Source organism: Thalassobacillus sp. C254, from assembly GCF_001310615.1.
Genome location: NZ_BAXQ01000006.1, coordinates 36,005 through 48,880 on the forward strand (window position 1 = coordinate 36,005; position 12,876 = coordinate 48,880).

At 41.6% G+C, this 12,876-nt stretch carries 8 protein-coding genes, 1 tRNA gene and 3 pseudogenes; 7 read left to right on the top strand and 5 right to left on the bottom strand.

Annotated features, from left to right (window positions below):
- The first annotated feature begins 119 nt into the window (after window positions 1-119).
- A pseudogene (locus tag JCM19033_RS07970) lies at window positions 120-1,430 on the top strand (NCS2 family permease).
- 137 nt (window positions 1,431-1,567) lie between these two features.
- Here JCM19033_RS07970 and JCM19033_RS07975 read toward each other — a convergent pair.
- Window positions 1,568-2,014 carry a DUF4181 domain-containing protein gene (locus JCM19033_RS07975; RefSeq protein WP_198153447.1) on the bottom strand — a complete coding sequence of 149 codons (447 nt, stop codon included), beginning with the start codon at window positions 2,012-2,014 and terminating at the stop codon, window positions 1,568-1,570.
- Between the two features lie 299 nt (window positions 2,015-2,313).
- Here JCM19033_RS07975 and JCM19033_RS07980 point away from each other — a divergent pair.
- Together JCM19033_RS07980 and JCM19033_RS07985 are read left to right on the top strand one after the other, a co-directional pair.
- Window positions 2,314-2,389 (top strand) — tRNA-Ala (locus JCM19033_RS07980).
- Window positions 2,390-2,654: 265 nt separating this feature from the next.
- Window positions 2,655-3,648: pseudogene (locus JCM19033_RS07985) on the top strand (acryloyl-CoA reductase).
- 255 nt (window positions 3,649-3,903) lie between these two features.
- Here the strand turns inward: JCM19033_RS07985 and JCM19033_RS07990 are convergent.
- A pseudogene (locus tag JCM19033_RS07990) lies at window positions 3,904-4,748 on the bottom strand (GyrI-like domain-containing protein).
- Between the two features lie 408 nt (window positions 4,749-5,156).
- On the opposite strand from JCM19033_RS07990, the gene JCM19033_RS07995 reads away from it, so the two are divergent.
- The gene (locus JCM19033_RS07995; RefSeq protein ID WP_054635924.1) at window positions 5,157-6,353 is read left to right on the top strand and encodes a M20 family metallopeptidase; all 1,197 of its coding nucleotides are present in this window, start codon (window positions 5,157-5,159) and stop codon (window positions 6,351-6,353) included.
- 44 nt (window positions 6,354-6,397) lie between these two features.
- On the opposite strand, the gene JCM19033_RS08000 is transcribed toward JCM19033_RS07995, so the two are convergent.
- The 3 genes from JCM19033_RS08000 to JCM19033_RS08010 form a co-directional block, all read right to left on the bottom strand.
- The gene (locus JCM19033_RS08000; protein WP_054635925.1) at window positions 6,398-7,477 is read right to left on the bottom strand and encodes a tartrate dehydrogenase; all 1,080 of its coding nucleotides are present in this window, start codon (window positions 7,475-7,477) and stop codon (window positions 6,398-6,400) included.
- A 135-nt stretch (window positions 7,478-7,612) separates the two neighbouring features.
- The gene (locus tag JCM19033_RS08005; protein WP_054635926.1) at window positions 7,613-8,983 is read right to left on the bottom strand and encodes an aspartate aminotransferase family protein; all 1,371 of its coding nucleotides are present in this window, start codon (window positions 8,981-8,983) and stop codon (window positions 7,613-7,615) included.
- 48 nt (window positions 8,984-9,031) lie between these two features.
- The gene (locus JCM19033_RS08010) at window positions 9,032-10,015 is read right to left on the bottom strand and encodes a D-glycerate dehydrogenase (protein WP_054635927.1); all 984 of its coding nucleotides are present in this window, start codon (window positions 10,013-10,015) and stop codon (window positions 9,032-9,034) included.
- Between the two features lie 406 nt (window positions 10,016-10,421).
- Between JCM19033_RS08010 and JCM19033_RS08015 the strand changes: the two genes are divergently transcribed.
- From JCM19033_RS08015 to JCM19033_RS23315, 3 genes are all read left to right on the top strand, one after another.
- Window positions 10,422-11,033, top strand: coding sequence for a GntR family transcriptional regulator (locus JCM19033_RS08015; protein WP_198153448.1), 612 nt, complete (start codon window positions 10,422-10,424; stop codon window positions 11,031-11,033).
- Window positions 11,034-11,170: 137 nt separating this feature from the next.
- Window positions 11,171-12,379, top strand: coding sequence for a peptidase (locus JCM19033_RS08020; protein ID WP_083465335.1), 1,209 nt, complete (start codon window positions 11,171-11,173; stop codon window positions 12,377-12,379).
- A 288-nt stretch (window positions 12,380-12,667) separates the two neighbouring features.
- Window positions 12,668-12,847, top strand: a complete 180-nt coding sequence (locus JCM19033_RS23315) for an aldehyde dehydrogenase family protein (RefSeq protein WP_157049794.1) — start codon at window positions 12,668-12,670, stop codon at window positions 12,845-12,847.
- Window positions 12,848-12,876 lie beyond the last annotated feature (29 nt).

Consider the following 12,876-nt stretch of genomic DNA (forward strand, 5'->3'; position numbering starts at 1 on the left):
GCTCCCAGGAGACCATGGTGCTAGATAGAACATACTTTCAACGGCTGCAGGCAATAAAAAAGTTCTGTAAGGAACAATATATTATAAAAGCACTGGAGAAAAGAAAGTAGGGGAAAAGCATGGATCGGTACTTTAATTTTAAAGAACATAACACCAGCTACCGCCAGGAAGCGGTTGGCGGGTTAACGACATTTTTGGCCATGGCTATATATTGTTTGTCAATCCACTGATATTGGCGGACGCAGGCATGGATGAAGGGGCGGTTTTTACAGCAACAGCGTTAGCTGCGGCTTTAGGAACTCTCATTATGGGACTTGTTGCTAAATATCCAATAGCTCTTGCACCTGGAATGGGTCTCAACGCATTTTTTGCATATACAGTCGTGCTTGGAATGGGGATTGAATGGCAGCTTGCTTTGTTTGGAGTATTTGTTTCAGGTATTATCTTCATTATCATTTCATTATTAGGAATCAGGGAAGCTATCATTAATGCAATCCCTGCTGAGTTGAAGTATGCTGCTGCAGCTGGTATTGGTCTTTTCATCGCTTTTATCGGCTTGAAAACGCCGGCATCGTTGTGCCTATGAAGCAACCGCAGTTACGCTTGGAGACATGAGCGAGGCAACAACACTGCTGGCAGCCTTTGGTCTTGTGGTAACTGTCATTTTAATGGTTAGAGGATTTCGTGGAGGAATTTTCTACGGGATGATTATCACGTCAATTGCTGGAATCATTGTTGGCTTAATTGATATGCCAAGCCAAGTAGTAGGTTCTGTACCAAGCCTGGCACCAACCTTTGGTGTCGCGATTACCAGCTTGTTTGAAGTCGAATGGACCACTACCTTAATGGTCCAGCTGTTAATCGTAATATTAACTTTCTTGTTTGTGGACTTTTTTGACACCGCTGGAACACTATATGCGGTAGCAAACCAAGCCGGTTTTGTAAAAAATAATAAGCTTCCTAGAGCTGGTAAAGCTTTGCTGTCTGACTCTTCTGCTTCATCTATTGGAGCACTGCTTGGAACATCAACAACAACAGCTTATATTGAATCATCGGCAGGTGTGGCTGCCGGAGGGAAAACCGGGTTCGCATCAGTCGTGACAGCTGGATTATTCTTGATTGCTATGTTCTTTTCACCGCTATTAGCTGTGGTAACAGAGGAAGTAACATCCGCTGCATTAATTATTGTAGGGGTGTTAATGGCAGCTTCCCTTGGCCTTATCGATTGGAAGAAGCTTGAAATTGCTGTTCCGGCTTTTCTAACGGTTGTCGCCATGCCTTTAACCTACAGCATTGCAAACGGAATTGCCCTTGGTTTTCTTTTCTACCCAATTACGATGGTAATGAAAGGACGTACAAAGGAAGTTCATCCTATCATGTTTTTATTGTTCTTTGTTTTCCTTGCTTACTTTATCTTTCTTGGAGAATAAATAAAATGCCTGCCTGCTTTCCCTTATTGAGGAAGCAGGCTTTTTTGTATCTTGATAAAATGTTCAAGTCAGGTGAGGGGGAAGAAGGGGAGGACAACCTTGAAATTTGAGCATCTCACTATGTACAAAGGATTGCTTTACAGCAGACCGAAAAAATCAGTCATAAACATAAGAAATAAAATGGCAGCAAAAAAGAACATTTGACTTACTGTGTAAAGGCAGGCTTTTGGATGAGACGCGTATTTCCACTCCATCACCGCTCGAACACTTTCAACCAGAAAGTAGTAGCCCAAAGGTATAATCAAAGGTGAGTGCAGCCAGGTGAGCTCTGCAGGCTGCTTTGTTGGTTCTCGTCCGTTATAAGCCGTGACAAGCACACTCAATGCTAACAGTCCAAGAAAGGTGAATTGGAGAAAAGAGTCGATTTTCTTATGAGTATCGTTGACATAGTCATTGGTAAACCACGGTTTCTTCTTCAGGTTAAGCCATTTTCTCATCCCTGCATTAAACATAAGAAACAGCAGGCTAATACCACTTAAAAGAATAATCAAATTTACCCAAAATAATAGATCCGTGCCATACATAAACAATTTTCCCTCTCCATTATCTCGTAGAATAATCTTCAACCAGTGTAACAAGAAAAAAATAGATAAAAAAGAAATAAAAGGAATAAAAGAGCTCTGTTTCTCTTTTTAAAATCCATATATTTTTATTCTAATACTGGAAGTGAAGAGAAAATAAAAAGTTTTAAAAAATAAAAAGAAGGATAGAATAAATGTTGACTTATGTCGAAAACCTTGTTATATTTTAGAAACATTCTTCTTGCGAGATAATATAACAAAGAACGCAAATGATCTGAATCTCATCATATAATGAGAAAAATGGGGCATTAGCTCAGCTGGGAGAGCGCCACACTGGCAGTGTGGAGGTCAGCGGTTCGAGCCCGCTATGCTCCACCAATACAAATGAACATTCTTGAATACAGCAAGTTGAATTTATGAAACCACGCAGTTCTCCAATCGGGGGGCTGCGTTTTATTATGGATACGGGTGTGGCCATTCTGCACCTGTATTTTTTTGTAGTTTAATAATTTTAGTTCAGTATAAATAAAGCGCTTCCCTTATTCATTGATAGATGCCCTTAAGAGGCCTTATAATATAGGTGAGTCTGTAAGGAGTGGAAAAAGAGAGAAATGCATACAAATACGAGGAAAACTGGAGGCGTATGATGAATTCTTTCAAAGCATTAGTTGTGGATAAAAGCGGAGATGAAGAGGTAAGTGTCAACGTAAAAGAGCTCCAACAAGATGACCTTCCTGCAGGTGATGTACTGATTAAAGTCCATTATTCCAGTGTGAACTTTAAAGACGGACTTGCTGCAACCAAAAATGGAAACATCGTATCCAGTTATCCGATGGTGCCCGGCATTGATCTTGCCGGAGTCGTAGAGTCATCGGATAGCAGCTCATTTTCTAAAGGTGATAAGGTCATTGTAACAAGCTACGATCTTGGCGTGGATCATTTCGGCGGATACAGTGAGTACGCAAGAGTTCCATCGGAATGGGTAGTGCCGCTGCCTCAAGGTCTATCCTTAAAAGAAGCAATGATTTTTGGCACAGCTGGATTTACTGCAGGGCTGTCTGTCATTAGGCTTCAAGAGGAAGGTGTTACTCCTGAAGATGGGCCGGTTCTAGTATCAGGAGCTACCGGAGGAGTCGGAAGCATGGCTGTGGCTATGCTTGCTAAGCTTGGATATGAGGTGGTAGCAAGCACAGGCAAAGAATCAGAACATAATTATTTAAAAGAACTGGGAGCATCTGAAATTGTGTCTCGTGAAGACTCAACCCTGAAAAAATCAGGCCCCTTGATAAACAAAGATGGGCAGGAGCCGTCGACCTGTTGGCGGGGAGACATTGTCTTATATTCTAAGCACCGTAAAGTATGGTGGGGCAGTCGCGGTAAGTGGACTGACTGGAGGCACAAAGGTACCGACGAGTGTGTTTCCTTTCATTTTGCGAGGCGTAAATCTAGTTGGAATAGATTCGGTCCATTGTCCAATGGAACGTCGTCAGAACGTATGGGAACGTCTGGCAGGTGATCTTAAGGTAGAAGATTTGCTTGAAACCATAGAGGATACAATTACTCTTGAAGAACTGCCTGACACGTTATCAGAGATTTTACAAGCAAAGGTAAGAGGAAGAAAAGTGGTAGAGCTATAACCTAAGAGTAGTGCTGCAGCCATAGAGAGTGGCTGCAGTTTTTATGGGGACTTGTGCCTTAGTAGAGATCGTGAAGAAGGGAGACCGGGAGCTGGAGCATAAGAAGCTCGGGTTTTGATATAAATTTGAATGTATTTAGCATTTAATTTTACATATTTTTTTGCTGTTCCTTAAGCCAGACAAATCTTTGAAAACCGAAATCAACAACAAAGACATCTGTTGGTTCTCGGGTCTCTACCTTTTATTTTAACTACTCTATTTTTTCCTTACTGTCATCCATATCTCACTTTTATTCTCTTTACTCGCAAGTATTTCCGGCCCCTCTACATGCTCGTATCCAGAGGAAGGAAACCATTCCGAATAGATTCTTCCCCAGGCATCTTGCACTTTATCCCAATCGCCCTCCACCTCAAACACCGCCCAAGTATTCTTTTGAATCTCAAGCTCTTCCAAATTTTCTGGGCATTGTTTCGTTGTAGCAGCTGCAATGTAGTAATCCAGTTCGCCATGTTGACTTCGTTCCTCAGAAAAATTTGTACATACATTGATGATCCCTCTAGGTTCTAATTCAGCTAAGCTTTCAATTTGTGTATATGTTTTATCACTAATAGACTCCCACATCCCCGATATTTCAGGGTTTGTACCTGCAGGCACCAGTGTAATCCTTTTTTCCAACCTGCCACTCGAAATGCGCTTTTCTCCTCAATTCTGTAATTCAATTCTGTTCCTCCTTTTATTGTTAGTTGGAAGGTCATTTTTGGAAAAGCTTTGAGTGAATGAGCATGGAGGCGTGCCTCTGTCGGAGTAACTCCATGAAGGCTTTGAAAGGCTCTTGTAAAGGCATCTGGTGAATGATAGCCATATTTCATTGCTATATCTATCACCTTTTCAGTGCTATTCTTCAAATCAAAAGCAGCATGTGTCAGTCGACGTCGTCTGATATATTCTGAAAGTGACACGCCAGCCAGGAATGAAAACATTCTTTTAAAGTGGTATTCCGAACATTGTGCAATTCTTGAAACTTCTTGAAAATCGATTTCATGCATCAAATTATCTTCAATATAGCTTATTGCTCCATTCATATTTTCCAGTGAATCCATCATCATGACCTCCCTTTCAACAATAGAATAACAATTATGGTGCAATGGACCCGACTATTGGTGCACACTTCTGCAGGGTTGATGATCATGCTCTTACATACAAAAATCATTACACACGTTCGTAATATATGGGTATCCAGGCATAATTCCAGGTGACTTTTTCTTATTTGGGCTTATTTATCGGTAGTCTGGATCGAAATATTTGTCCTTGCTTCAGTTGTTTCATTCTAGCGTTTTAAGCAAAAACTCATTTATTTATACCACTTTGCTTATAAACAATCTGCTAAAACCTACATTGAATAAAAGCCTATACATCCTGAAAAACATGTTTGCAGGATAAAAATCGGGTATAGGACAAGTAAGAGTATTTACTGACTCAAGTATTACTGCGTATAAGGAGGAAAAAGCATGAGTCTGGAAATCAAAGGGCTTGGGAAAGAAATAGAAGAAACACTTATAGAATACAGACGTTACTTTCACGAAAACCCAGAATTAAGCCAAGAGGAAGAGCATACCTCAAAAACGATTCAGAAATTTTTAGACGAGCATGACATACCATATGAAACTGGGTTTGCCACCCATGGTATCCTGGCGATTATTGAGGGAGAAAAGGAAGGGAAAACGATCGCTCTTCGTGGGGATATGGATGCATTGCCTATCGATGAAAAAACCGGACTCCCTTATGCTTCAAAGAAGGAAGGGGTCATGCATGCGTGCGGGCATGATGCTCATACTGCCATGTTGATGGGGGTTGCGCTTATCTTAAAAAAGAAGCAGGATAAGCTGCCCGGCAAGGTTCTCCTTGTCTTTCAGCCAGCGGAGGAGCTTTCGCCTATCGGAGGCGCTGAAGATATGATGAAAGACGGGGTGTTTTCTAAACACAAGCCTGATGCCATCTTTGCCCAACACGCTCAGCCAGAATTGGAAGTGGGAGAGGTAGGGGTGCTTTCTGGACCCGTTCAAGCGAATTCTGACCGCTTTAAGATAACTATTAAAGGAGAAGGAGGGCATGCCAGCAAGCCTCATCAAGGGAAGGATGCAATTGTGGTTGCAGGACAAGTGATTAGTGACCTGCAAACCATTATCAGTCGAAGCGTGGACCCTTTAGAGTCTGCTGTGCTGACTCTTGGAGAAATCCATGGTGGGAAACGCTATAACGTTCTTCCTGGCGAAGTAACCATAGAAGGAACACTTCGCACGTATAAAGATGATGTAAAAGAAACAGCAAGAAGCCGAATGGAAGACATTCTCTCAGGCCTTGAAGAAGCAATGGGGGTGACAATTCAGCTGGAATATCTGGATGGATATCCTGCAGTGGTAAACTCCAAAGAATGGGAAGAGACATTGCGTTCTTCCGTAGAAAAAATTGTCGGGCAAAAATCAATGCCAGAAGTACAGCCGAGCCTTGGTGGAGAGGACTTTGGGCGGTTTTTAGAAGAATATCCGGGCTTCTTTTATTGGATTGGCACAGCCATTCCTGGAAGGGAAAGACAGAAGCCTCTTCATGATGAGGAATTTGAATTTAACGAGGATACGTTAGTACCAGGGACAGAAATCATGGCCCAGCTTGCAGTGGATGCCTTGGAAAACCTGGCACAGAAGTAATGTCAAAAAGGACTTCGCAACATGCGAAGTCCTTTTTTAAATCATTATTCATTTTTAAATTTTTCTTCAAGGACACGGCAAAGCTCGGTTCCAACGGCGCTAGTCGAAGCATCGCCCCCTAAATCAGGAGTATTTGCTTTTTTCTCAGTTAGTACAGTTTCGATTGCTTCTAAAACGCGTGCACCCCAGTCTTCGTGACCAAAGTGGTCTAAAATCTGACTGACTGACCACACGGCAGCCAGAGGATTTGCAATGCCTTTTCCAGCAATGTCAGGAGCGGAACCGTGAACAGGCTCAAACATGGATGGGTAATTTCGTTCCGGGTTAATGTTTGCTCCGGCAGCCAGACCAAGTCCTCCGGCTAAGCCTGCCCCTAAATCTGTTACGATATCTCCAAACAGGTTGGAGGTGACAACGATTTCAAATCTTCCGGGGTCAGTGACAAAGAACATGGCCGCTGCATCAACCAAGTAAGAATAAGTGGTGACTTCCGGATAGTCCTGACTTACTTCTTCAAACACTTCATCCCAGAATACCATCGAGTAATTGAGGGCATTCCCTTTGCTTATGCTTGTTAATGATTTACCGGATTCTTTCGCAATTTCAAAAGCGTGACGGATAATTCTTTCCGTTCCTTTTCGGGAAAAGACCCCAGTCTGCAGAACCACTTCTTCAGGCTTTCCTTTAAAAAGCCAGTCGCCTGCACCGGCATACTCTCCTTCACTATTTTCACGTACAACGAGCATATCGATGTTTCTGAGCTTTGGATCGTCCTTTAACGGAGTGGATGAGCCATTTAATAGTTTTATAGGGCGGAGGTTCACATACTGATCAAAGCCTTTTCTTATTTTCAACAAAAGGTCCCATAAAGAAATATGATCAGGAACACCTGGAAATCCAACAGCTCCTAAATAGATTGCATCAAAGTCCTTTAATTTTTCAATGCCGTCATCATCCATCATTTTTCCGTTTTCCGTGTAATATTCACAACCCCATGGGAAGCTTTCAAACGAAAATGACAGGGAAGGATCTAACTCTTCAATCGTTTTTAACACCTTAAGCCCTTCAGTGGTTACTTCTGGTCCAATACCATCCCCTGGTATCACTGCAATACGGTATGTCATACAATCAACTCCTGCTATGTATAGATTAAAAAAGAAATGTCCGTGGAACGAAAATAAGACCAGGCGGACAGAACCTAGTCTTATTTTACTTTAAAATCTATCATAAAAGCGAATTCAAATGTAAACGATTAAAAATTAAGCAGATGCCAACACTTCTTTTACCGTCTCAGTAAAGGTTTCAAGCAGGAATTTATAATCTTCATCGTTTAAATTTAAAGGAGGGGAAAGTGCCAGAATATTATTATAGCCGGCAACTGTATCTGACGTTTTTCCAATAATAAGTCCTTTCTTTTTGCAAGAGCCAACAATTTTGGCTAGAATCTTTTCATCTAGTGGTTCCTTGGTCTCTTTATCCTGTACAAGCTCTATCCCGGCAAGGAGACCCTTTCCTCGTATGCTTCCCACGTTCGGCAAGGATTCAAGCGTCTTTAGGTCTTCGAGAAGTTTTTTGCCCAGGGTTGCAGAGTTTTCAACTAACTTTTCACTTTCCATAATCTCCAGATTTTTCAAGGCTGCAGCACAGGCCGCTGGATTGCCGCCAAATGTGTTTACATGACGGAAGTGGTCATGCTTGTCGTCTCCTTTAAAAGCTTCGTATATATCCTTGCGGACAGCAGTGGCTGAGAGCGGGAGATAGCCGCTTGTAATTCCTTTTGCCATGCTAATAATGTCCGGTTTCACATCGTAATGCATGAAACCAAACGGTTTTCCAGTTCTCCCAAAGCCGCAGATTACTTCATCAGCTATAAGGAGGGCATCATGTTTATCGCAAATTTCTCTCACTCTTTTCATGTAATTATCATGTGGAACAAGGATGCCCCCTCCTGTAATGATAGGCTCCATTATAACCCCGGCTACTGTATCACTTAATTCCCAGGTCATCGTCCGATCAATTTCATTTGCACACTCCAAACTGCAGGATTCAGCTTCCTTCCCAAAAGGGCAGCGGTAGCAGTCAGGTGGGGTCACGTGAAGAAAGCCTTGGGCTAGCGGTTCGTACTTGTAGCGTCTTTGCGCCTGACCGGTTGCCGCTAATGTTGCTATCGTATTTCCGTGATAGGAACGGTAACGGGAAATAAACTTATGTTTTCCGGGGCGTCCTGTTTGGTGGAAGTATTGACGCACAAGCTTAAACGCTGTTTCATTGGCCTCAGAGCCGCTGTTGGAGAAAAAGAACACATACTCATCACCAAGCCATTCGTTAAGCTTTTCTGCAAGCATAATAGCAGGGACGTGACTTTGGGTTAACGGATAATAAGGCATATCCAGCATTTGTTCATAGGCAGCCTCTGCAATCTCTTTTCTTCCGTACCCAGCGTTTACACACCACAAGCCAGACATTCCATCCAGATAGCGATTACCTTCAATGTCAGTAACCCATGAGCCTATAGCATGTTCGATAATCATTGATGGGTCAGGGCTGTGGGGACGCATGCCATGCCAGATATGTTCCTGGTCTTTCTTTTGAAAATCCTCGACGCTTGGAACACTTTTATGATCAGACATAAAAAACCTCCAGTTTTTAAATAAGTAATTTGTTCCTACTACACATGCTTATGAAGGCGCAGTTTCTTCATTGATTAAATGTTTTGGCTGCTTTCCTTGAAGGGCAGCACGCAGATCTTTTTCAGCCAGTCGAGACATATTTAGTTCATTCTCATGAGTGGAAGAACCAAGGTGAGGAGTGGTTACCACATTTTCCATATGCAGCAGCGGGTTATCTTTCTCAACAGGCTCTTGCTGGAAAACATCCAGACCGGCAGCCTTTATTTCCCCGGCTTGCAGAGCTTCAATAAGCGCTTTTTCATCGACTGTTTCGCCTCGTGAACCGTTAATAAAAATTCCTTCATTCTTCATTTTTTGGAAACCGTCACGGTTCATCAAATGCCTTGTCTCGTTGGTCAGAGGAGTCATTAAGCAGACAAAATCACTGCGCCCTAAAAGCTCATCAAAGGAGACAAACTCAGCATCATATTGATCCTCGGCTTCGGGTTTTTGAGAACGGTTATAGTAGAGGATGTTCATATCAAAGCCGAATCTGGCACGCTTGGCAATGGCTTGTCCGATTCTCCCCATACCTATAATGCCAAGCGTTTTATGGTGAACATCGGTTCCGAATTTTTCCTCCGGAAGAACCTTTGTCCATTCTCCATTCTTTACGTATTGATCTAGCTCGGGGATGCGGCGGGCTGTGCCCAGTAATATAGAGAAAATCGCATCAGCGGTTGTGTCAGTCAGCACACCTGGGGTATTTGTTGCCATAATGTTACGCTTTGTAAGAGCCTCTATATCCAGGTTGTCGTAGCCAACTGAGACATTACATACAACCTTTAAGTTAGGAGCATGGCTCAATAGTTGTTCGTTTACTTCCATTTCCACATTAATAATTCCTTCAGCTTTTTCTAATGCTTCTTTGAAGTCAGGATTGTCCAAACCTTCCAACTCAGTAAAATAGGAAAGATTGAAATCCTTTTCTAAGTCATTTATGACAGGAGAGGATATTCGATTATAAGCGAGGACATAAGGTCTATTGCTCACATGTCTTCACTCCTTTCACAAGGCTATATTGAATGTCGACAAACGACAAGACAGGTTAATGTTAAGTTGACACAAGATCAATGATTTGTCAAATACTATTTAGAAAATTCTGAAATGAAAAAAGGGATTAAGTTATTAAAATTAATAAAATATTCAAAAAATAATTTGACATATAAAATTAGTACCGATAAGATAAAAAACAACAATTGATTGTCGACAATCGTTATAAAACATTGCTTTTTTGGCAAAGTGACTGCTAGGTGTGGGCCAGAAGGTAGTTCTCTATAATCAACTGGAATGGATCAGGACAGGATAGTCAACAAAAATAAAATTACAGAAAAGGGAGAAAATTATGGTTAAAAGATCGTTGCCATCAAATCCCATAAAACAAAAGCCATTAAGTCAAGTGGCAGCAGAGGAATTGAGACGCAGAATATGGAGCGGTGAAATATCTTTTGGGCAAAGGCTGTTGGAGGCTAACCTTGCTTCCGAACTTGATATCAGCAGAAGCTCCTTGCGAGAGGCCTTGCAAACCCTTGAGTATGAAGGTTTAGTCATCAATAAAGCCCGCAAAGGCACATTTGTAAGTAGTTTTACTGATGATGATCTTCGTGAAATTAATGAAATAAGATTACATCTGGAGGTTCCGGCAATTGTGAAGGCTGCAGAAAATATTATAGAAAAGGACATTCAGTATCTGGAACTTCTCATAAGACACATGGAAGAGGAGAGTCAAAAAGATGACTGGCAACTTATGTTTAATTTAGATATAAGTTTCCATTTATACCTTATAAATTGCTGCGATAACTCAAGAATTAAAAAAATGTATAACATTATTCAAATGCAGATTCGAACATTTCTCTCCCAGTTAGGTAAGTACTACAGTAAAAATGTAAATCAATTTATTGAAGAGCATAAGGAACTTTTAGAAGCGGTAAAATCAAGGGATAAAAAAAGAGTTGAAGCAGTAGCATCGGCGCACATTTTGGATGCAGGGGATTTTTCTTTCGAGCATTAGCTTTAAAGAATGCATCTGTAAACAATAAAGTTTTCTTCCCGTTGAATTTGCAGAATATTTAAATAAGGAGGATTAGTCTTGAAATCAAAACAAAAGATACATAGTTATATCCAAAAGGAAAGAGAAAATTATATTACATTTTTCAAAAAAATGATAAAAGAGCCAGTGTTGCAGGAGCCGAAGAGGGAGTACAGTCTCTTGTTGCCGAGCGTTTAAAAGAAAGTGGACTGGAAGTAGAGATGTGGGAACTGGATTATAAGGAACTATCGCAAAGTCCCTTTTTTAACTCTGAAAGAACAGATTTTAATGGAAGTCCTAATGTAGTAGGTGTGTGGAAAGGGAGCGGTGGTGGCAGGTCGGTTATCTTAAATGGACACGTCGACGTGGTTCCTGAAGGGGAAATAGCCCAGTGGAATGATGACCCTTTTTCAGCAAAAGAAGAGAACGGCAGGATATATGGAAGGGGGACGACAGACATGAAGGGAGGGAACCTTTCTGCTCTAATAGCGTTGGAGTCCCTTCTGCATAATGGGTACAAGCTAAAAGGAGACGTAATCTTTGAAAGTGTAGTTGAGGAAGAGAGCGGAGGATCAGGCACCCTGGCAGCCATTCAAAAAGGGTATAAAGCAGATGTTGCGCTTATTCCTGAACCAAGTGAGTTAAGGATTTTTCCAAAACAACAAGGGTCTATGTGGTTTGAGGTTTCAATCAAAGGGATCTCTGCTCACGGAGGAACAAGGTATGAGGGAGTAAGTGCAGTTGAGAAAGGCATAATTGTTTATCAACATATAGCGGAGCTTGAAAAGAAAAGAAATGACCGAATAACAGATCCTTTGTATGAAGACAATCCTATTCCAATTCCAATAAACATGGGGAAATTTCAAGGAGGTTACTTCCCTTCTTCAGTACCCGACCGTGCCACGATAGAAGGAAGAATGGGGATAGAACCAGGGGAGACCATAGAGGAGGCTAAAAAGGAGTTTGAGGAGTGGCTTGACGGGCTTTCCTCCAAAGATGACTGGTTCAAAGACAACCCTGTGGACGTTAAGTGGTTTGGTTTAAGATTGCCGCCAGGAAATTGCGATCTTGATCACCCAATGATGGATATTTTACAGAAGAGCTATAAAGAGACTAAAGGGAAAGAAGCTGTTGTAGCTGGTTCAACCTGGGGAACTGATGGCGGCCTTCTAACACAAGTGGGGAACATCCCCTCTATCATTTTTGGTCCAGGAACAACAAAGGTATGTCATTATCCAAACGAATACATTGAAATTGAACATATTTTTGAAGTGGCAGAGATCATGGCGCTTGCTATTCTCCAATGGTGTGGTCACACAGAGCAGTAAAAGGAAAGGGTCAGAAAAAATGCAAGCATTACATTTTATTAATGGCAAATAGACAGGCTCGCAGTTGAGAAGAAAAGAGGTCATAAACCCGGCAACCCAAGAGGCGGTAGGGAGTATTGCCTATTAGTTACAGGAGGTGAAAGAAAATCAGGAAGCGGATATTCCGCTCCAACCGTATTAAAGGATGTTAATAAATGATGCTTGTCATGAATGAGTAAACCTTTGGACCTGTAGCTCCTGTTAAGGAATAAGACTTGCTAATAACTCTCCATATGGGCCTGGCAGCTTATGTTTTTACCGAAAGTTTTTAGACTCAACGAAAAGCTGGATTACGGTATTGTAGATTGGAATGATGGCACTCCATCTGTTCCTCAAGCACCGTTTGGAGGCATAAAAGAAAGTGGCATTGGAAGAGAGAGACCAGCAAGGAATAAAAAATATTTTAGAAACACAGTATGTTTTTCTTAGGGTTGTAATAAGAGAGGTCCCTTAAAAGG